Annotated in this window: 18 protein-coding genes; 11 read left to right on the forward strand and 7 right to left on the reverse strand. The window is 51.8% G+C overall.

Annotation, left to right across the window (positions count from 1 at the left end; genetic code table 11):
- Window positions 1–87 precede the first annotated feature (87 nt).
- The 3 genes from malM (at window position 88) to ubiA (ending at window position 2,601) form a co-directional block, all read left to right on the forward strand.
- Complete coding sequence (gene malM, locus AACS05_RS01125; RefSeq protein ID WP_045438502.1) at window positions 88–1,038, forward strand: maltose operon protein MalM; 951 nt, start codon at window positions 88–90, stop codon at window positions 1,036–1,038.
- A 180-nt stretch (window positions 1,039–1,218) separates the two neighbouring features.
- Window positions 1,219–1,716, forward strand: coding sequence for a chorismate lyase (ubiC, locus tag AACS05_RS01130; RefSeq protein ID WP_045438508.1), 498 nt, complete (start codon window positions 1,219–1,221; stop codon window positions 1,714–1,716).
- 12 nt (window positions 1,717–1,728) lie between these two features.
- The gene (ubiA, locus tag AACS05_RS01135) at window positions 1,729–2,601 is read left to right on the forward strand and encodes a 4-hydroxybenzoate octaprenyltransferase (RefSeq protein WP_045438512.1); all 873 of its coding nucleotides are present in this window, start codon (window positions 1,729–1,731) and stop codon (window positions 2,599–2,601) included.
- A 57-nt stretch (window positions 2,602–2,658) separates the two neighbouring features.
- Here ubiA and plsB read toward each other — a convergent pair whose 3' ends face one another.
- Window positions 2,659–5,079, reverse strand: a complete 2,421-nt coding sequence (gene plsB, locus AACS05_RS01140) for a glycerol-3-phosphate 1-O-acyltransferase PlsB (RefSeq protein WP_045438517.1) — start codon at window positions 5,077–5,079, stop codon at window positions 2,659–2,661.
- A 171-nt stretch (window positions 5,080–5,250) separates the two neighbouring features.
- Between plsB and AACS05_RS01145 the strand changes: the two genes are divergently transcribed.
- The 4 genes from AACS05_RS01145 to AACS05_RS01160 all read left to right on the forward strand — a co-directional run bounded on the left by AACS05_RS01145 (window position 5,251) and on the right by AACS05_RS01160 (window position 8,124).
- A complete protein-coding gene (locus tag AACS05_RS01145; RefSeq protein ID WP_045438520.1) occupies window positions 5,251–5,619 on the forward strand; it encodes a diacylglycerol kinase in 369 nt (122 codons plus the stop codon).
- 109 nt (window positions 5,620–5,728) lie between these two features.
- A complete protein-coding gene (gene lexA, locus AACS05_RS01150; protein WP_045438524.1) occupies window positions 5,729–6,337 on the forward strand; it encodes a transcriptional repressor LexA in 609 nt (202 codons plus the stop codon).
- Between the two features lie 121 nt (window positions 6,338–6,458).
- The gene (gene dinF, locus AACS05_RS01155; RefSeq protein ID WP_045438526.1) at window positions 6,459–7,778 is read left to right on the forward strand and encodes an MATE family efflux transporter DinF; all 1,320 of its coding nucleotides are present in this window, start codon (window positions 6,459–6,461) and stop codon (window positions 7,776–7,778) included.
- Window positions 7,779–7,914: 136 nt separating this feature from the next.
- The gene (locus tag AACS05_RS01160; RefSeq protein ID WP_045438529.1) at window positions 7,915–8,124 is read left to right on the forward strand and encodes a CsbD family protein; all 210 of its coding nucleotides are present in this window, start codon (window positions 7,915–7,917) and stop codon (window positions 8,122–8,124) included.
- Window positions 8,125–8,164: 40 nt separating this feature from the next.
- Here AACS05_RS01160 and zur read toward each other — a convergent pair whose 3' ends face one another.
- Window positions 8,165–8,683, reverse strand: a complete 519-nt coding sequence (zur, locus tag AACS05_RS01165) for a zinc uptake transcriptional repressor Zur (RefSeq protein WP_045438532.1) — start codon at window positions 8,681–8,683, stop codon at window positions 8,165–8,167.
- Window positions 8,684–8,797: 114 nt separating this feature from the next.
- On the opposite strand from zur, the gene AACS05_RS01170 reads away from it, so the two are divergent.
- The 3 genes from AACS05_RS01170 to pspG all read left to right on the forward strand — a co-directional run bounded on the left by AACS05_RS01170 (window position 8,798) and on the right by pspG (window position 10,765).
- Window positions 8,798–9,286, forward strand: a complete 489-nt coding sequence (locus AACS05_RS01170) for a cupin domain-containing protein (protein ID WP_045438534.1) — start codon at window positions 8,798–8,800, stop codon at window positions 9,284–9,286.
- A 105-nt stretch (window positions 9,287–9,391) separates the two neighbouring features.
- Window positions 9,392–10,390: a tRNA dihydrouridine(20/20a) synthase DusA gene (gene dusA / locus AACS05_RS01175; protein WP_045438536.1), complete on the forward strand. Its 999-nt coding sequence runs from the start codon at window positions 9,392–9,394 to the stop codon at window positions 10,388–10,390.
- Between the two features lie 132 nt (window positions 10,391–10,522).
- Window positions 10,523–10,765: an envelope stress response protein PspG gene (pspG, locus tag AACS05_RS01180; protein ID WP_045438538.1), complete on the forward strand. Its 243-nt coding sequence runs from the start codon at window positions 10,523–10,525 to the stop codon at window positions 10,763–10,765.
- A 284-nt stretch (window positions 10,766–11,049) separates the two neighbouring features.
- On the opposite strand, the gene AACS05_RS01185 is transcribed toward pspG, so the two are convergent.
- From AACS05_RS01185 to AACS05_RS01205, 5 genes are all read right to left on the reverse strand, one after another.
- Window positions 11,050–12,033: a quinone oxidoreductase gene (locus tag AACS05_RS01185; protein ID WP_045438543.1), complete on the reverse strand. Its 984-nt coding sequence runs from the start codon at window positions 12,031–12,033 to the stop codon at window positions 11,050–11,052.
- Between the two features lie 100 nt (window positions 12,034–12,133).
- The gene (locus AACS05_RS01190; protein ID WP_045438546.1) at window positions 12,134–14,203 is read right to left on the reverse strand and encodes an FAD-dependent oxidoreductase; all 2,070 of its coding nucleotides are present in this window, start codon (window positions 14,201–14,203) and stop codon (window positions 12,134–12,136) included.
- The gene (locus AACS05_RS01195) at window positions 14,193–15,617 is read right to left on the reverse strand and encodes an MFS transporter (protein ID WP_223306969.1); all 1,425 of its coding nucleotides are present in this window, start codon (window positions 15,615–15,617) and stop codon (window positions 14,193–14,195) included. Before AACS05_RS01195 ends, AACS05_RS01190 begins: the two co-directional genes overlap by 11 nt.
- Window positions 15,618–15,717: 100 nt before the next feature.
- The gene (locus AACS05_RS01200) at window positions 15,718–16,497 is read right to left on the reverse strand and encodes an enoyl-CoA hydratase/isomerase family protein (protein WP_045438548.1); all 780 of its coding nucleotides are present in this window, start codon (window positions 16,495–16,497) and stop codon (window positions 15,718–15,720) included.
- Window positions 16,490–18,061: an acyl CoA:acetate/3-ketoacid CoA transferase gene (locus AACS05_RS01205; protein WP_045438550.1), complete on the reverse strand. Its 1,572-nt coding sequence runs from the start codon at window positions 18,059–18,061 to the stop codon at window positions 16,490–16,492. Before AACS05_RS01205 ends, AACS05_RS01200 begins: the two co-directional genes overlap by 8 nt.
- A 259-nt stretch (window positions 18,062–18,320) precedes the next feature.
- On the opposite strand from AACS05_RS01205, the gene AACS05_RS01210 reads away from it, so the two are divergent.
- Window positions 18,321–19,355 carry a LacI family DNA-binding transcriptional regulator gene (locus AACS05_RS01210; protein ID WP_045438552.1) on the forward strand — a complete coding sequence of 345 codons (1,035 nt, stop codon included), beginning with the start codon at window positions 18,321–18,323 and terminating at the stop codon, window positions 19,353–19,355.
- The last annotated feature ends 63 nt before the right edge of the window (window positions 19,356–19,418 follow it).

Below are 19,418 nucleotides of genomic sequence, written 5' to 3' on the forward strand. Positions count from 1 at the left end.
GAAAGAGGGGCGTAAGCCCCTCTTGATTACGGTTTAGCGCGCTATTGCCTGGCCACCGCTGAACCCATGCTATCTGAGGTGATAACAATGAAAATGAAGAAAAGTCTCGTTGCCCTTTGTTTATCTGCAGGTTTATTTGCAAGTGCTCCTGGCATCAGCCTGGCCGATGTGAATTTTGTGCCGCAAAATACCACCGCTGCGCCTGCTATCCCCACTGCTGCACTGCAACAGTTAACCTGGACACCTGTTGATCAATCGAATACGCAGTCTACTCAGCTCTCTACTGGTGGTCAGCGTCTGGACGTTGCCGGGATTACCGGCCCGGTCGCCGCCTATAGCGTCCCGGCAAATATTGGTGAATTGACCCTGACGCTGTCCAGTGAAGTGAACAAACAAACCAGTGTATTTGCACCAAACGTATTGATTCTTGATCAGAACATGACGCCATCTGCGTTCTTCCCCAGCAGCTATTTCACCTATCAGGAGCCCGGCGTGATGAGTGCCGATCGTCTGGAAGGAGTCATGCGTCTGACGCCTGCGCTGGGCCAGCAGAAGCTCTATGTGCTGGTATTTACAACAGAAAAAGATCTTCAGCAGACCACAACTCTGCTTGACCCGGCGAAAGCGTATGCCAAGGGTGTGGGTAACTCCATTCCGGATATTCCAGACCCGATCGCCCGTCATACCACCGATGGCTTGCTGAAACTGAAAGTCAAAACCAGCTCTTCTTCCAGTGTATTGGTCGGGCCGCTGTTTGGCTCCTCCGGTCCGGGGCCGGTGACGGTTGGGAATACTGCCGCGCCAGCAGCGGCTTATGCAGCTCCAGCTCCGGCTGCTGTGGCGACCGCCGCTCCAGCGCCTGCGAAGAAAAGTGAACCGATGTTGAATGACACGGAAAGCTACTTTAATAAAGCGATTAAAGATGCAGTAGCGAAAGGTGATGTTGATAAAGCGCTGAAGCTGCTTGATGAAGCTGAACGTTTGGGGTCCACATCTGCCCGTTCCACCTTTATCAGTAGTGTAAAAGGCAAGGGGTAACCATCTCCCCACATTGCTGATTTTGCAACAACTGGTGCGTCTCCTGGCGCACCTTTTTTTATCGTGCAATGCGATTTGTTACACTAATGTTGATTAGCCGATCACTTAATCACGTTTGCTCACCCTGTAATGCCTTTTCTGCGATACAATGCCATCACGTTATAAATCGGAGAGTAAGGCATGCCACACCCTGCGTTAACGCAACTGCGTGCGCTGCGTTATTTTGATGCGATCCCCGCGCTTGACCCTCAACTGCTTGACTGGTTGTTACTGGAAGACTCCATGACCAAACGCTTTGAGCAGGAGGGAAAACAGGTCACCGTAACGTTGATACGAGAAGGATTTGTTGGGCAAAATGAGGTGGCTGAAGAACTGACGCTGCTGCCGAGCGAATCCCGTTATTGGTTGCGTGAAATTCTGTTATGTGCGGATGGTGAACCCTGGCTTGCCGGGCGCACCGTGGTGCCTGAATCAACTCTGTGTGGTCCTGAGCTGGCCTTACAAAATCTGGGGAAAACCCCGCTCGGGCGCTACCTGTTTACATCATCGACATTGACCCGAGATTTTATTGAGATAGGTCGCGATGCAGCGCTGTGGGGGCGTCGTTCCCGCCTGCGGCTGAGCGGTAAGCCGCTGATGCTTACCGAGCTTTTTTTACCTGCATCGCCGTTGTACTGAGAGGAAGAAAAAATGGAGTGGAGTCTGACGCAGAATAAGCTACTGGCGTTTCACCGCTTGATGCGTACGGATAAGCCAATCGGCGCCTTACTGCTGCTCTGGCCGACCCTGTGGGCGCTGTGGGTGGCGACCCCTGGGGTACCGCAATTATGGATCCTGGCGGTTTTCGTCGCTGGCGTTTGGTTAATGCGCGCCGCCGGATGCGTGGTGAATGATTATGCTGACCGCAAATTTGACGGGCATGTCAAACGCACCGCGAACCGGCCGCTGCCAAGTGGTGCGGTGACAGAGAAAGAAGCCCGAACGTTGTTTGTGGTACTGGTGTTGCTTGCGTTCCTGCTGGTACTGACGCTAAACACGATGACAATTTTGTTGTCTGTCGCTGCGTTAGCACTGGCGTGGGTATATCCCTTCATGAAGCGCTATACGCATTTGCCGCAGGTGGTTCTGGGCGCTGCATTTGGCTGGTCTATCCCAATGGCGTTCGCTGCCGTGAGCGAATCTGTTCCGCTGAGTTGCTGGCTGATGTTCCTTGCCAATATTCTCTGGGCGGTAGCGTATGATACACAGTACGCGATGGTTGACCGGGATGATGACCTGAAGATTGGTATTAAATCGACCGCGATCCTGTTCGGCCAAAACGATAAGCTGATTATTGGTATTCTGCAGGTTGGCGTACTGGTATTGATGGCGTTGATTGGCTGGCTGAACGGGCTGGGTCTGGGCTATTACTGGTCTCTGCTGGTGGCGGGCGCGCTGTTTGTGTATCAGCAGAAATTGATCGTCAATCGCGAACGGGATGCCTGTTTTAAAGCGTTTATGAATAACAACTATGTCGGTCTGGTGCTGTTTTTGGGGCTGGCAATGAGTTACTGGCACCTTTGATTTTAGGTGAGGCGACAAAAGAAAAACCGGTCATTTTTTCGACCGGTTTTTTTATGCTTACTCGCCCTGCGTTGCGCTCTCGATGGTCAGACGTACATCGGACGTGACCAGTTCGGCCAGCATCTGATAGATCTTCATCGTTTCTTCCGGCTCGGCATCACCGGTATCGCTGATGTATCCCTCGTCACGCAGAGTCAGCACCAGAGAGCTGAACACCGCCTTATCGAAGAATTCAGGGGCGTTAATACCGTGCAGTACGGAAAGACGCTGAGCCACGGTACGGCTCTCTTTCTCCAGTGTGCTGCGGTTGATGGATGGGTTTGCACTCAGCAGCCAGAAGGTAATGGCATAGCGTTGCAGGGTTTCACGAGCACCTGCCGCCAGCAACTGTAGCGTGCGGGAGTGTGCCGGATTGATATGCAGCTCATCGTTCTGCATGGTGATTAAACCCTGACGCTGCATTTCGCTGGCCAGTGCGTCGATCACTCCTGCAAGCTCGTCACGTTCCCAGCGCAGGAACAGCTCAGCTTTCAGCATCGGGTACAGCGCTTCAATATGCTGCTGTAGTGCCGCACGTGAAATACGACGATGCTGAGTCACAATCGCCGCCATCAATGAAGGCAGAACCAGCATGTGCGCAATGTTGTTGCGGTAGTAAGTCATCAGTACAGCCTGCTCGCGCGGCAGAATGATGATGTCGCCGATGGTATCTTTCTCGACCTCAAACTTGTTCATCTGCAAAGCGTGGTCGATCAGTTCACTGGCGCTTTGCGCGGGAACCGTCGAATCCGCAGCATACGGCACGTTGCGCAGCAAGCTCAGGTAGCAATCAAGTTGTTCGGTTAACTGCTCACGGGTCAGAGATCGCTGGCGGGATGCCAGTAGCGCGGTACAACACAGGTTCATGGCGTTGGCCGCGCCTGCGTTGTTAATACGAACCATCAGGTCAGCGGCGATGTTATTCACTGTCGGCGTCAGCCAGGCTGGACGAATAGACTCGATAGGATCGATAGATTCGCGCCATTCCGGAACATGTTGGTTCAGGTAAGTCATCAATGGCATCGGTTCGCCAAAGTTAACGTAGCCCTGGCCCAGGTTACGCAGCTTGCTTAAGCCACGCAGCATTTGTGGCAGGCTCTCTTTCTCTTTCGTCGCACCACGCAGCTCTTTTGCGTATGTTCCCACTTCCATCACATGCTCGTAGCCAATGTAGATAGGCACCAGCGTGATCGGACGCGTACCGCCGCGCAGCATCGCCTGAATGGTCATGGACAGCGTGCCGGTTTTCGGGTCGAGCAGACGGCCTGTACGTGAGCGCCCACCTTCGACAAAGTACTCAACCGAGTAGCCACGGCTGAACAGTTCGCCCAGGTATTCGCGGAATACGGTGGAGTAAAGTTTATTGCCCTTAAAGGTGCGGCGAATAAAGAATGCACCCAGACGGCGGAAGATCGGGCCTGCCGGCCAGAAGTTCAGGTTGATTCCAGCTGCAATGTGTGGAGGAACCAGGCCCTGGTGATACAGAACGTACGACAGCAGCATGTAGTCCATATGGCTGCGATGGCATGGCACATAGACGATTTCATGTCCGTCGTGCGCCAACTGGCGCACACGTTCTGCATTATGAACGTTAATCCCCTGGTACAGCCGGTTCCATGTGAACCCCAGAATACGGTCCGTCAGACGGATCATCTCATAGGAGAAGTTTGCGGCAATTTCTTCCATCAGCGCTATGGCATTTTGCTGCGCTTTTTCGTGGGAGATTTTTTTACTGCGTGCTTCATCTTCTACCGCGCGGGCGATAGCTTTTGAGGCCAACAGCTTATTAAACAGATCCTGGCGGGCAGGAAGACGCGGACCAACTGCAGCTAAACGTTGGCGGGCAAAGTGCATACGCGCCACGCGCGCCAGTTTCTGCGCAATGGTTTTATCTGTGCCGTGTTCGTCAGCCATGCGACGCAGGGACACCGACGGAGAGAAGCGAACAAAACTGTCGCGACCCAGCCACGAAACGGCAAAGAATTTCTGTACGCCATTCAGCATGCGCAGAGGCGGATTCACTTCGCCTTTTTCGCGTCCGGGAGCGCGGCCAAACATCACCGATACCGGCACCATCTGCACATCCAGGTCAGGATTGCTGCGATGAAGGTCGAGATAGTTATGGAACAGCTTGATAGACTCTTCTTTAGGCGTGTAATAAGTGAAGACACGCGGGCCGCCGTGAATAAACACGTAGCGCGGCAGGAGAGTCCCGTCGATTTCCAACGGCTCCAGGGGGTCGGGGAGATCGTGAACCAGGCATTGAGCGCGCAGCGTTAGCAAGTCCGCTTTTGAGTTGTACGGCAAGACGTACATAATGGGACGCGAAGTGTCGAGCCCCAATTCCGGAGCAGGATCCGCCGGAATAGACTTGCTTTTTACCAGCACACTTAATGGTAAATTCAGTAATTTGTAGTAAATTCTTGGCCAGCCGGACATAAACGATGTAAAGCCTCTGGTTAATAATGCAAATGCGCTGCAAGGATATCAGAAAGTTTAGTGAATTTCTGGTGTATCCCGTCATACTTCGCGCTGCTTTGCATCAGCCCTGAAGTAAATAGGGTAACGGTACAATGACATTGACGCTAATAATGTAAAAAGGTTCTTTTGATGGCTAATAATACCACTGGGTTCACTCGAATTATCAAGGCAGCAGGCTATTCGTGGAAAGGTTTTCGTGCCGCATGGATTAATGAAGCGGCGTTTCGCCAGGAAAGTGTTGCCGTACTGCTGGGCGTCGCGATTGCTTGCTGGCTGGATGTTGATGCGATTACCCGTGTGCTGCTGATTGGCTCAGTGATGCTGGTGATGATTGTTGAAATTCTTAATAGCGCTATTGAGGCGGTGGTCGACCGTATCGGCTCTGAGTATCACGAACTCTCTGGCCGGGCGAAAGATATGGGATCGGCGGCGGTACTACTTTCTATTTTTGTTGCCTTGATCACCTGGGGCATCTTGTTGTGGTCGCATTTTCGATAAGCATTCCACAACTTCATAAATCTCCTGTTTTTTGTGCAGTTTGCGGTTCCAAAATCGCCTTTAGCTGTATATACTCACAGCATAACTGTATATACACCCAGGGGGCGGAATGAAAGCGTTAACGGCCAGGCAGCAAGAGGTGTTTGATCTCATTCGGGATCACATCAGCCAGACAGGTATGCCACCGACGCGTGCGGAGATCGCGCAGCGTTTGGGGTTCCGTTCCCCAAACGCTGCTGAAGAACACCTTAAAGCGCTGGCACGTAAAGGTGTGCTGGAAATTGTTTCTGGCGCATCGCGTGGGATTCGTCTGTTGCAGGAAGAAGAAGAGGGATTACCACTTGTCGGCCGTGTTGCGGCGGGTGAGCCTCTTCTGGCACAGCAGCATATTGAAGGCCATTATCAGGTTGATCCTTCACTGTTTAAACCCAGTGCCGATTTTTTACTGCGCGTCAGCGGAATGTCGATGAAAGATATCGGGATTATGGACGGTGATTTACTGGCCGTACATAAAACTCAGGACGTGCGTAATGGCCAGGTGGTTGTTGCACGCATTGACGATGAAGTTACGGTTAAGCGCCTGAAAAAACAGGGCAACAAGGTCGAACTTCTGCCAGAAAACAGCGAATTCAAGCCTATCGTAGTTGACCTGCGCGAGCAAAACTTCACTATTGAAGGGCTGGCGGTCGGCGTCATTCGTAACGGTGAGTGGCTGTAATTAAGTAGGCCGGATAAGGCGTTTACGCCGTCATCCGGCATCACTCTGGTCCGGTAGCGCCACGCTTACCGGGTCTACGAAAAACAATATTATCCATTTAACTCCTTCTCAGGCTTTCTGCATGCCTTTCTTTACCTCTTCCGACAAAGCACTTTGGCTCCTTGCCCTACCGATGATCTTCTCCAATATCACTGTCCCCCTGCTGGGGCTGGTGGACACCGCAGTGATTGGTCATCTGGAGAGTCCGGTCTATCTTGGCGGCGTAGCCGTTGGCGCAACGGCGACCAGTTTTCTCTTTATGCTGTTGCTCTTTTTACGCATGAGCACCACTGGGCTGACGGCCCAGGCATTTGGCGCGAAAGATCCGCAGGCACTGGCTCGCGCGCTGGTGCAACCGTTGCTCCTGGCGCTGGGAGCAGGGGCTGCGATTGCCCTGTTCAGGACGCCAATTATCGATCTGGCGCTGCATATAGTTGGTGGCAGTGAGGCGGTACTGGAGCAAGCCCGGCGCTTCCTTGAAATTCGTTGGCTCAGCGCGCCAGCCTCTCTGGCAAACCTGGTGCTGCTGGGCTGGTTGCTGGGCGTCCAGTATGCCCGTGCGCCGGTTATCCTGCTCATTGTTGGTAATATTCTCAACATTGTGCTCGATTTATGGCTGGTGATGGGCTTGCATATGAACGTGCAAGGCGCTGCACTGGCAACTGTGATTGCCGAATATGCCACATTGCTGATTGGTCTTCTGATGGTGCGCAAGGTTCTCCATTTGCGTGGTGTCTCGCTTGCGATGCTGAAGCTTGCATGGCGCGGCAATTTTCGCCGTCTGCTGGCGCTTAACCGCGACATTATGCTGCGTTCGCTGTTGCTACAACTCTGTTTTGGCGCCATTACGGTACTGGGCGCGCGCCTTGGTGGTGACATCATTGCGGTAAATGCCGTCCTGATGACTCTGCTGACGTTTACAGCTTATGCGCTGGACGGGTTTGCCTACGCCGTCGAAGCTCATTCTGGTCAGGCTTATGGCGCGCGCGATGGCGGTCAGTTACTGGATGTCTGGAGGGCGGCATGTAGGCAGTCGGGTATTGTGGCAATTCTGTTTTCCCTGATATACGCCCTGTTCGGTGAACAGATTATTGCGCTGCTAACCTCTCTGCCCCAGATTCAACTACTGGCCGATCGTTATCTTATCTGGCAGGTGATTTTGCCGCTGGTGGGCGTCTGGTGTTACCTGCTGGACGGCATGTTTATTGGTGCGACGCGAGCGGCAGAAATGCGTAACAGTATGGCCGTCGCTGCCGCGGGATTTGCATTAACGTTATTTGCTTTACCACTGTTGGGAAACCACGGTTTATGGCTGGCGTTAACCGTTTTCCTCGCGCTGCGCGGGCTCTCACTGGCCTTCATCTGGCGGCGTCACTGGCGTAATGGTACCTGGTTCGCCTGACCCAGATGGTTAAAAATTCTGAATAGTTAATAATTCCTGGAATCACTGACTACACTTAATCTCACGTCCAGCGAAAACATAACATGTCTGGATATAGCACTCTCGCTATTCACAACCTAACGATGAGGACTTGATGATGAATAAAGACGAAGTCGGCGGTAACTGGAAGCAGTTCAAAGGTAAAGTGAAAGAGCAATGGGGCAAACTGACCGATGATGATATGACGGTCATTGAAGGTAAACGCGACCAACTGGTGGGTAAAGTCCAGGAACGTTACGGTTACGCGAAAGATCAGGCGGAGAAAGAAGTTAAAGATTGGGAAAAACGCAACGATTACCGCTGGTAATTAATCCCTCCCTCCTGAGAGTACAAGGATGTACGCTCTTTTATCGCCCAACTTTCTTCTTCACCTGAATCGTATGATCATGCTGACAGTCGCCTGGATGGCGGCACGATTCAACTTCCACACATGCCGGACAGAGGCCGTGGGCTTCAATCACGTTATGACGTAGTGCAAAGCCCATCCTGGCGGCCAATGTATGCATGATGTCTTCCACGCCTTCAGCACACTCTTCTTTAACCACACCACAGCGGTCACAAATGAACATTGCTGAGCTGTGGGTCGGCTGATCGAACAGATGACAAAGCACGTAGCTGTTGGTGGATTCCACCTTGTGCACGAAACCTTGTTCAAGCAGAAAATCGAGAGCGCGATAAACGGTAGGCGGTTTGGCCTGTGGTTCGGTTTCCCGTAACAGATCAAGCAGATCATAAGCGCTAATCGCGCCTTGTTGCAGGCTCATCAGGCGCAGCACTTCGAGGCGTTGTGGTGTCAGCCGCACGTTACGTTGCGCACAGAGTTTTTCAGCCTGGGCCAATAACTCCTGCGTGGTGGTTTTTTCCATTTGACGCCTCGATTTGCATGGAAGGTTAATCCCTTACTTTATCATATTCTGCTCAAAACACCGAGATCCCCACCGTGTGCTATACCTGACGCATCGCAATACTGGAAAATAAAAATGAAAAGACCTGATTGTATTCGCCACTGGCGTGAAGTAGAGGGAGCTGATGACTCCACTTATCCTGGTAGCAATGAATTTTTTTCTATTGGCGCACCGCTTGCCCGCAAGCTGGGATTAGGGCGGCTCGGTATTCATCATGAACGACTGCCACCAGGACGTCGTACTTCATATCCTCATGCAGAAAGTGATGAAGAAGAATTTATCTATGTGCTGGAAGGTTACCCTGAGGCCTGGATTAATGGCTATTTATGGAAACTGGAGCCCGGCGACAGCGTGGGCTTTCCAGCAGGAACCGGCGTGTGTCACACCTTTATCAATAACACCAGTGAAGAGGTGCGTCTGTTAGTGGTGGGTGAAGCAAACAAAAAGTTTAATCGTATCTATTACCCCCTCAATCCGGTCTATGCTGCAACGCGCGAGGATCGCTGGGTTGATCATCCCCCGCAATTTTTTGGCCCGCATGACGGGAAACCGGGACGGAAATAGCCTTGTCTCGGCAGGGGCGTGAGTTCCCGCGACGATGTGGCTCACTATCGTAACGGTCTATGCTATAGTAGCGCCCCTTTTTAACCGGATGCTTAATTATTCGCCATGCTGCCTGAATCTCAGCCTACTGCTTTTCCTGCTCATCGTTTTTCTATCGCGCCGATGCTCGACTGGACGGACAGACACTGCCGCTACTTTTTGCGCTTACTGTCCAGCCAAACGTTGCTCTATACGGAGATGGTGACCACCGGGGCAATTATTCATGGGAAAGGCGACTATCTGGCGTATAGCGAAGAGGAGCATCCGGTCGCGCTCCAGTTAGGGGGGAGCGACCCGGCAGCGCTGGCGCAATGCGCGAAGCTGGCTGAAGAACGTGGCTACAACGAAATTAACCTCAATGTGGGTTGCCCTTCCGATCGTGTCCAGAATGGCATGTTCGGTGCCTGTTTGATGGGGAACGCACAGCTGGTTGCCGATTGCGTCAAAGCGATGCGTGATGTGGTGTCAATTCCGGTAACGGTCAAAACTCGTATCGGCATTGATGACCAGGACAGCTACGAATTCCTGTGTGATTTCATCAATACGGTCTCCGGTAAAGGCGAGTGTGAGATGTTTATCATCCACGCGCGTAAGGCCTGGCTTTCCGGGCTAAGCCCGAAAGAAAACCGTGAGATCCCACCGTTGGATTATGAACGTGTCTATCAGTTGAAGCGTGACTTTCCACACCTGACCATGTCGATCAACGGTGGTATTAAATCGCTGCTCGATGCAAAAACGCATCTTCAACATATGGATGGTGTGATGGTAGGGCGTGAAGCCTATCAAAATCCTGGTATGCTGGCCTCTGTGGACCGCGAAATTTTTGCTGCAACTACCACCGATGCCGATCCTGTTGCCGTAGTGCGCGCAATGTATCCGTATATTGAGCGTGAACTGAGCAAGGGAACCTATCTTGGTCATGTTACCCGCCATATGCTCGGCTTGTTTCAGGGGATCCCTGGGGCACGTCAGTGGCGCCGTTACCTGAGTGAAAATGCGCATAAAGCAGGTGCTGATATTAACGTCCTGGAACATGCGTTAAAGCTGGTGGCCGACAAGCGTTAATTTCTCGCCAAAAGTTAGTCAATTTCACCATGCCCTGCGCTATGTCGCGGGGCGTTTTCTTTATAAATCAATAAAATAATTTTGGCATGCTTTTTGTAAGACTCTGGAGAGTTTTCATTTCGGGAGAGCACCATGCTGGAACTACTTTTTGTCGTTGGCTTTTTTATCATGCTGATGGTCACCGGTGTATCACTGCTGGGTGTGCTGGCTGCATTGATGGTGGCTACCGCAGTGATGTTTTTGGGTGGCTTGTTTGCGTTAATGATTAAATTGTTGCCCTGGTTGTTACTGGCCATTGCTGTGGTATGGGTTATCAAGGCGATAAAAGCGCCAAAAGTCCCACAGTATCAGCGCAATAACCGTCGGTTTTACTAAGGTATTGAGTGGTTCGTCACAACATGCAACTTTGCCTTTAGAACCAAATAGGAATTGATAATCAAATCTGTCACTATTACGCCGTTAACGAATTCATCGAGCTGTACCCTACATACAGCCGAACTAAAAAAAGAAAGGGCTTCCTGCGGGAAGCCCAATTTCTTTGTATTCCCGCCATCATTCAAACCGCTGGTGTGCTGGCTGTTTTCACTGACCCCGGACACAAGCTTCAGTAACGTATCGTTTTTTTTCCTGCTACTGAAATGAATTAGGAACGGTAGAAATTAAGGGATCAGAAGACTTGAACCCTGCGTCGCCCGGCTTTCCAGGACTTCATGCGCGCGTTGCGCATCTTTCAGGGCATACTTCTGACTCTCTGCCACATCAACCTTGATAACCCCGCTGGCAATCAGCGAAAAAAGCTCATTGCTGGCTTCGGCTAACTCATTGTGGTTGGTGATGTAACCCTGAAGAGAAGGGCGCGTCACATATAACGAGCCTTTCTGATTCAGAATACCTAAGTTTACGCCAGTCACTGGTCCGGAAGCGTTACCGAAACTTACCATCAGTCCCCGGCGCTGCAGACAATCCAGCGAAGCTTCCCAGGTATCTTTCCCTACCGAATCGTAAACCACCCGAACTTTTTTACCGCCAGTTATCTCTTTAACGCGCTCGACAATGCTTTCTTCACGGTAGTTAATCACCTGCCATGCTCCGGCCTGCAAGGCAATTTGCGCTTTTTGCGCGTTGCCGACGGTACCAATCAGTTTTGCACCCAATGCTTTTGCCCACTGACAGGCAATCAGACCGACACCCCCTGCCGCAGCATGGAACAAAAACGGTTCGCCAGGCTGGATTTCATAGGTTTTGCGTAACAGATAAAAAACGGTAAGCCCTTTCAGGAAGGAGGCGGCAGCCTGCTCAAACGAAATGGCATTGGGCAGAATGGCGACTTTATCAGCTGGAACGTTATGCACTGAACTGTAAGCGCCGAGTACGGACTGAGCATAGACGACCCGATCGCCGGTTTTAATGTGCTTCACACCGCTGCCGACTTTGCTGACTACGCCAGCAGCCTCGGTGCCCAGACCACTGGGTAATGATGGCGGCGGATAAAGCCCGCTACGGATGTAAGTATCAATATAATTGATGCCAATCGCTTTGTTTTCGACCTGGATTTCATGTTCCGCCGGGTCAACGGGCGCAAACTCCACAGCCTTCAGAACATCAGGCCCGCCGTGCTTATGAAATTCAATACGTGTTGCCATGTAAACTCCTTTGCTGAGCGACAGATCTTTCCTAAGCCTAACAGTAGTCGACATCCTCTGTGGTCATTTTTTTGCCAGTGAAGCAGTTATCAGTAAATGATTACTCAGTTGTGTAAAAAACACTGGCTGTTAACCAATTGAGCCACTGACGTTCAAAATCGCCTGATGATAATGATCCCCTTTCACGGCAGATCCTCGAATAGATTTGATAATTGTCGGAAACCCGGCGAATACAGATCATTCTTTGACGGTCAGTTTGAGTTTCAGGTCGAAAGCTCCAGGTCTGAAGTGGTCCACGAGCGCTTTGTGGTGAGATGCCTGATTTCCCGTCATAAATCGCTCTGGCTCCCCGACTTCCGCCACCGTTGTGGATATAAAACTGAAGTGAAAGCAGTACGGCCAGCGCGAGACGAGCGCTCTGTTGCCATTGGAGTGAGCGAGTAAGGCTGTTTGCATCAGACTGAATGCCGAACTGCTTAATATCGTCACACAGTTTTTTAATTGTCTGCACGGCATCTTCGATCCCTTCCGCGTGGCATAAAATGGCGGCGTGGGTGCTCATCGTGGTCTGGATGATTTCCCGCACATTCTCACGTAGTAAGCCTTGTGGGGCTGATGTCAGACATTTTTGCGCCTCATGTATTGCAGACAATATTTGCTGTCGATCGACGCCTGCATGTTGGGCTTGTTGTGGCTGATGTGCGATGTGTTGCGCGCAGCGGCGAGCAAAAACCTGCCCGGCATTGAGTGCGGCTCCACCGGGACGCGTTACACCGTGTGTACCGGCGTTTTCTCCGGCAGCATAGCAACCGGCAAGAGATGTTTTTCCCCAGATATCGACATCAATTCCACCGTTAAGATGTTGGTTGTTCAGAGTAAATTGTAGCGGTGATTTGCTGATATCTTGCCCATGTAGTTGATAGAGTCGGATAGCGAGTGGATTCATACGCTGCAATCTGGCAAGCGGCATCACCAGCAGAGCATCGTTATTTTTCAGGTAGGTAACGACATCTTCATCCAGATTGTTGAGGTTGAAGGGGATGCCGTCCGCTGCCGGTTCGGGTTCAGACAGAAAATCGAGAAAAACGGCGTTCCCTTTTTGCGTCTCTTCGAAAACGGCAACGTCCAGCAAACTGGAACCATAATCAAGCATACGCTCAGCATGAAACGGCCACTGATATCCTTTGCGGAAAATGGCCGAAGCGAGCATACGGGTAGTAGGGTAATAATCTGCCAGAAAATTGTATCGCTGACCTTTGCTGTCCTGAGAGAAGATACGGGGCATCGCCTGCATGTAGGTCCCTGAAAGGTTCCAGGGAAACCGCGTGCGCGGCGTACCGATACCGAACTGGCTCTCAGTAAGGTTAACCAGCGTAATCCCTGCTTCCAACGCCATACCCAGTCCGCTAAAGCAGCTCACCGGATAAACGCTTTCCCGATAAAGCTCACCGGGGCCACCTGTGGCGAATACCAGATGCTGACAACGGATAATAACCATACGCCAGGGATTTTCCCTGCATGATTTGTCGATAGCGACCACGCCCGTCACATGTCGCATCTCACCTTCGCCATCGGTAAGGATTTTTATTGCCGTAGTATGATTGAGCAGAGGAATATTCAGGTGCATCGCTTCCTGAGCCAGTACTTTAACCATCAGGCGAGACGTCCGTGGGCCACAACTGGTGGCCCGACCGAATTCATCGTGGTCCGTCTGATAACGCAATGTCGCACCGAATGTGTCTTCTGGTAGATCCAGCCCAAGGTATTTCAGCACCTCGCACGTATTCACTGATCCGACAGCCTCAATATAGGCTGTATCTTCATCCATTGACCCGCCTGCTGAGAGCGCATCGCTCAGAGCCAGGAAGCGATCGCCATTACCGCGTGTGTTTGCGGTATGCAAGGTTTGCTTATCGGAACCCGAGCAGGCAGATGTTCCCCAAAACGCTTTGCTGGAGGCCACGATCACATCAACATCGCGGCGCTTCAGTTCAACAGCGGCGCGCCAACCCGCAGCACCACTGCCCAGCACTAACGTATTGCAACAATACTCTGGAAAAGCATCGTCATTAATATCGATACTTCCGCTGGCTTGCGCCAGCGGAGAGTAATGAGGCATTTTTACATCAGTCAGGTTATCAACAATGGCGCTGGAAACGTTATGCGTCATGATATGACTCCGTGGTCCCTTGGTGTGGTGCGGTTGCATTCACTTTTGCATCCGCTAAATCATCCAGGTCGCGATCGCGTGTCTCCGGCGCGAAAAACGTGGCGATGATAGTTCCCACGGTGAGCAGACTGAGGTAGATAGCAATCGGCATCCAGGCTGAGATTCCGCTCGGATCATTAGTGTGGATAACCCAGGTAATAATGGCTGAGCCGATCAGAGGAGCAATCCCACCCGCGATAACGGCAGAAACTTCTCGAGCCAGGGCGACACCAATATAGCGGTGACGGGCACCAAATAACTCTGGCAAGAATGCACCTTGTGCGCCGAACATTCCCCATGCCCCCACGCCAAGAGCCAGTGAGAGAGACACGATGGTAACTGGCACATTACCGTGGCTGAATGACCACCATACAGGGAAGGTGATGAGTAACTGGAAAATTGCCAGACTGCGGTAAACAATCACCCGACCGAAGCGGTCAGTAAGCCATCCTGCAATTGGCACCATAATGGCCCCAACCACCACGGCGGACATCAGGCACAGAGTGCCGACCGATTTATCCAGCCCGACAACACCCACGATATAACTGATGGCAAGTGCCTGGTAAATCGAGGAGCCACCGTTTTCCGCAAGGCGCAGGCCAATACCGACAAACACATTGCGGCGTGAGGTTTTCAGCAAATTGCGTAATGGTGAATCGGTGACTTGCTTACGAGCTTCCAACTTCGAAAATGAAGGTGACTCTTTCAGGTGCAAACGGATATAAATCGCGACGGCAATGATCAGAACACTGGCGAGGAACGGCAGACGCCACAACCAGCTTTCAGCAATATTGGTCACATTATGCAGCAGGATAAAGTAGACGGCTGATGCCATAAATGTACCGATCTGAATGCCCAGGAACGGTAATGCAGCGTAATAACCGCGTTTGCCTCGAGGGGCGTATTCCGTCATCAGTACGGCAGCACCCGCTTGCTCCGCGCCAGCACCCAGCCCCTGCAGCAGGCGCAGTGCGACCAGCATCACGGGAGCCCAGATACCTGCAGTTTCATAGGTGGGGAGTAAGCCGATAAGTGTACTGGCTGTGCCCATTAATAGTACCGTTGCCAGCAGGACAAATTTTCTTCCTAGCCTGTCACCTAACGAGCCGAAAAGAATACCGCCGACTGGTCTGACGGCGAAGCCTAAAAAGTAGGTACCAAAACTGGCAATAAGGGCGATGCCGGGTTCCTGATTAGGGAAAAATAGCGGGCCAAAAATAATCGCCGAGGCCAGACTGTACAGGGCAAAATCGTAATATTCCAGGGCGCTGCCCAGTGAGCAGGTCCATGCCGCGCGGCGGAGATCCTGCGGTGTTACATGTCCTTGCTCTGTCAGGTTTTCTGATGATGCCATCTCTGTATTTTTTGACTGCATGGTGATGTCTCCTTTCCGGCGGATACAAGAATCCCGCCCGAAATTAATGGGGAACTTACTGTTTTTAATTGCAATCCTTGTGGATTAGCCAGAATGGGTGTTATCTGGCTGTAAAGTGAGGCTGCCGTTTATCCCTGAATGCCTGGCTACCCTCAAGTGCATCTTCTGTCGCTGCCGAACAGGCACCCGCCAGAGCTTCAAGTGTTCGTCCAGTCGAGATTCCTTCACCCGCATCAATAACTTGCTTGGCGATCTGTACCGCGATTGGCGCGCGCTGTGAAATCTTCTGGGCCAGATCTTGACCGGCAGCAACGAGGTCAGCAGCCGGTGTAACGCGACTCACAAGGCCACAATCTAGTGCTCGCTGAGCATCCAGCGGCTCACCGATGAACACCATCTCTTTCACCAATGAGCGTCCCAGCAGAGACGTCAAACGCTGGGTTCCAGACCAGCCAGGAACCGTCGCCAGCCCGGTTTCTGGCAGTGCCATTTGTGCCTCTTCGCTGCATAAGCGGATATCGGCGGCGGCAGCCAGTTCCAGACCGCCGCCGTATGCCAGCCCATGTATTAATGCAATAACTGGCTGTGGCAGTTGCGCCAGTGCATCAAAGGCCTGATGTCCCCGGCGGATCCAGCTTCGCCACATATCCAGGGGTGAAAGCGCTGTCCAGCGATGAATATCAGCACCTACGCAAAAGGCTTTTTCACAGGCGCTGGTTAACAAAACCACTCTGATTTCCGTATCCATTTCGATTGTGCAGCAATGCGCTAAGAGCTGTTCCAGCATTTCGGGTGTTAATGCGTTGAGTTTTGTCGGTCGATTAATTATTAATGTTGCAACATAGCCGTCGCGATGAAGATCAATAGTGCCGTTATTCATGAGGACATCCTTGTATGAAATAGTTCGCGTTCATGATTTTCAGATTGGCGGATAACCGCAAAGGTGCCTCGCTTTGTGCCAGGATATCGCGCTCAGGATCCAGTCCAGGGGCGATTTCTGTGACAATCAGGCCATCTGCTGTTAATTCCATAACGCAGCGTTCGGTGACATATTGCACTTGCTGCCCGCGAGCCAACGCGCGTTTGCCAGAGAACGTGACGTGTGAGACCTCCTGCACCAGCTTTTTGGCTTTCCCTTCTTTGGCGATATGAAGTCGCCCGCCTTCCAGACTCAATTGCGCGCCTGCGTTGAAAAAACCTGAGAAAATAATGCGTTTTGCATGAGAGGTTATATCAATAAACCCGCCGCACCCTGCGGTGACGTGCGGTCTTGCGGGCAGATATGAAACGTTAACGGAGCCGTCCGCACCAATTTGCAGGAAGGACATCAGCGTCAGATCAAAGCCACCGCCCTGAAAGTAAGTGAACTGCTGTGGGGACGGTAAAAAAGCTTCGGCGTTAGACGCGCAGCCGAACTGGAATTCCAGCAATGGCACCCCGCCGATTGCGCCTTGTTCCAGTAGCCAGGTGACATCACCATGACGGCCTTGTTCAAGCAAAATACGCGGTACATTGGCGGAGATGCCGAAACCGATATTCACCGCATCGCCTGCCCGTAACTCTTCAGCAACGCGCAGAGCAATAACACGTGCAGGACCGTTTTCCATCAGGTTAAAGCTATCGAGAGGACGGACTATTTCCCCACTAATCGCTGGTTCGTAAACTGTCTGAGTAGTTTGAGTTTGTTCCGGCGCAACCACGATGTAGTCCACCAAGACGCCAGGGATACGAACGTCTTTTGGTTTCAGGCTGCCTGCCGCTACTTGTCGCTTAACCTGGGCAATCACAATTCCGCCGTTGTTGCGTACCGCCATGGCTTGTTCCAGTGGCCCAAGGTAGGCGCCTTCGTGTTCATAGCTGAGGTTGCCGCGTTCATCGGCAGTCGTTGCCCGGATAATGGCAACCTGTGGCACTATACTGGGGAAAAAAAGCCATTCGTCATTGGCGAATCTGATCCGCTCGACTAAGGGGATCTGCGCTGCTTTTTCATTCATCGCACCGCCCTGTAGTTGTGGGTCAACGTAGGTATCCATCCCCGTTTGCGTCAGCACACCAGGACGATGCGCGGCGGCCTCGCGATGCATATCGAATAAGATCCCGGATGGGAGATTCCAGGCGGGTATCTCATTGTTATTGATCATTTGCCAGATTGCTGGTGGTGACATGGATGAGGGACCGGAGGGGTACGAGCCGGCGATCACTTTCGCCAGTAAACCCGGTTGCGCCAGATGATCTATCCCCTTCACGCCATACATATCTCCTGCCGCAATCGGATGCAGTGTGGTGATGGCTTGCGGATGTCCTTCGTTTTTGAATCTTTCGCCGATGGCGGCCAGGACGGCGTCCGGACACCCCATGCCGCTGGAAGAGGACACCGTTACGATAGCGTGATCGATAATCAGTTCAGAGGCTTCTGTGGCGGAGATTGTACGTACAGCACACATATCTTTTCTCCTTATTTCGATTTAAATAAAAAATATTTAATTGCATAAAAACATAAAGTTAATACTTTTGTGTTTATTGGAACGTTCCAAATCGTGTGTGATTTGTACGATTGAGATAAATAAAAAACAAGATGAGAAGTGCAAAATTGTGATCGATCTGGCGATCTCTTTACGATCCTGATTCTGATCGTTTGCCTTGAGCTGGAACAGAATATGGTAAAGTAACCGCCTTTGATCTGAGGGCTATTTGGGAGCAGGCATGGTAAGGGCGGAGACAGGAAGAAAGCGCGTTACCTTAACGGATGTAGCTCGCGCGGCAGGCGTGTCAAAATCGACAGTATCGTTGGTACTGAATGACAGCCCTTTGATCAAAAAAGAGACGCAGGAGAAAGTCCAGCAGGCCATGGAAGCATTGGGCTATGTCTATAATCGCTTCGCGGCAAATTTGCGTTCACAAAAATCGTTAACCATCGGTGTGGTTATTGATGATCTTACCAACCCATTTTTCGCTGAGTTTACCATGGGACTGGAAATGACTCTGGCGGAGCAGGGGTACATTACGGTAATGGCGAACACTTCTCAGCGTAGCGACCGGCAAAAGCAGGTGCTGGATGCGTTACTGGAACACCACGTCGCGGGAATCGTCCTGTGCCCGGTGAACAGCTCTTCAGAGGTCGATCTCCAGCGTTATGCCAACAGCGCAACGCCACTACTTATCGCGATGAGGCCTTTGGACTGGCAGTGTTTGCCAGTCGACTATGTCGGCGTGGATAGCTATGCCGGGGTACGAGAAGCGACGGAATATCTAATTCACCAGGGTCACAAGCAGATCGCGTTTATCGGCGGGCCACTGAATCACTCACGCTATCAGGGCTACCTCGAAGCAATGATTCATCATGGGTTACAACCCTGGTGTATCGATGATGCTTCATTGCGCTGTGAACCGACCCGCGCGAATGGGTTCTTGCTAATGCAGCAATTGCTTGATAGCACGTCACCGCCAACAGCGGTAATTTGCTATAACGATCTAATGGCGTTTGGGGCTGAATCTGCACTGGGGGAAAGAGGGTTATTTGCCGGGAAAGATATCTCCCTGATTGGTTATGATGGCGTTGCAGCCTGCGCATACAGTAACCCACCGCTTTCGACTATCGCGGTTGAACCCATGGCGCTGGGTAAACAAGCAGCTCAACAAATTCTGCGGCGGATAACACAACCGGATACGCCTCTTAACCATTATGTGTATCGACCTACGCTTCAGATCCGGGCATCAACCGGGCCGCGCGGGCGTTAAATGCCTGTAGCGAGATGGTGTTTCTCGCTATACTCTCTTGTCTTTTTCAACGCAGGTAACTCC

It is taken from the genome of Citrobacter sp. S-77 (assembly GCF_963864895.1).
GTDB lineage: Bacteria > Pseudomonadota > Gammaproteobacteria > Enterobacterales > Enterobacteriaceae > Citrobacter > Citrobacter murliniae.

Bases quoted from the DNA above. Each gene is read 5' to 3' on its own strand.
- dinF (WP_045438526.1), top strand. From the start codon at position 6,459: ATGCCTTTCTTTACCTCTTCCGACAAAGCACTTTGGCTCCTTGCCCTA.
- ubiA (WP_045438512.1), top strand. From the start codon at position 1,729: ATGGAGTGGAGTCTGACGCAGAATAAGCTACTGGCGTTTCACCGCTTG.
- zur (WP_045438532.1), bottom strand. From the start codon at position 8,683: ATGGAAAAAACCACCACGCAGGAGTTATTGGCCCAGGCTGAAAAACTC.
- AACS05_RS01160 (WP_045438529.1), top strand. From the start codon at position 7,915: ATGAATAAAGACGAAGTCGGCGGTAACTGGAAGCAGTTCAAAGGTAAA.
- AACS05_RS01190 (WP_045438546.1), bottom strand. From the start codon at position 14,203: ATGACGCATAACGTTTCCAGCGCCATTGTTGATAACCTGACTGATGTA.
- pspG (WP_045438538.1), top strand. From the start codon at position 10,523: ATGCTGGAACTACTTTTTGTCGTTGGCTTTTTTATCATGCTGATGGTC.
- AACS05_RS01145 (WP_045438520.1), top strand. From the start codon at position 5,251: ATGGCTAATAATACCACTGGGTTCACTCGAATTATCAAGGCAGCAGGC.
- AACS05_RS01205 (WP_045438550.1), bottom strand. From the start codon at position 18,061: ATGTGTGCTGTACGTACAATCTCCGCCACAGAAGCCTCTGAACTGATT.
- ubiC (WP_045438508.1), top strand. From the start codon at position 1,219: ATGCCACACCCTGCGTTAACGCAACTGCGTGCGCTGCGTTATTTTGAT.
- AACS05_RS01185 (WP_045438543.1), bottom strand. From the start codon at position 12,033: ATGGCAACACGTATTGAATTTCATAAGCACGGCGGGCCTGATGTTCTG.
- AACS05_RS01210 (WP_045438552.1), top strand. From the start codon at position 18,321: ATGGTAAGGGCGGAGACAGGAAGAAAGCGCGTTACCTTAACGGATGTA.
- AACS05_RS01170 (WP_045438534.1), top strand. From the start codon at position 8,798: ATGAAAAGACCTGATTGTATTCGCCACTGGCGTGAAGTAGAGGGAGCT.
- dusA (WP_045438536.1), top strand. From the start codon at position 9,392: ATGCTGCCTGAATCTCAGCCTACTGCTTTTCCTGCTCATCGTTTTTCT.
- AACS05_RS01200 (WP_045438548.1), bottom strand. From the start codon at position 16,497: ATGAATAACGGCACTATTGATCTTCATCGCGACGGCTATGTTGCAACA.
- plsB (WP_045438517.1), bottom strand. From the start codon at position 5,079: ATGTCCGGCTGGCCAAGAATTTACTACAAATTACTGAATTTACCATTA.
- lexA (WP_045438524.1), top strand. From the start codon at position 5,729: ATGAAAGCGTTAACGGCCAGGCAGCAAGAGGTGTTTGATCTCATTCGG.
- malM (WP_045438502.1), top strand. From the start codon at position 88: ATGAAAATGAAGAAAAGTCTCGTTGCCCTTTGTTTATCTGCAGGTTTA.
- AACS05_RS01195 (WP_223306969.1), bottom strand. From the start codon at position 15,617: ATGCAGTCAAAAAATACAGAGATGGCATCATCAGAAAACCTGACAGAG.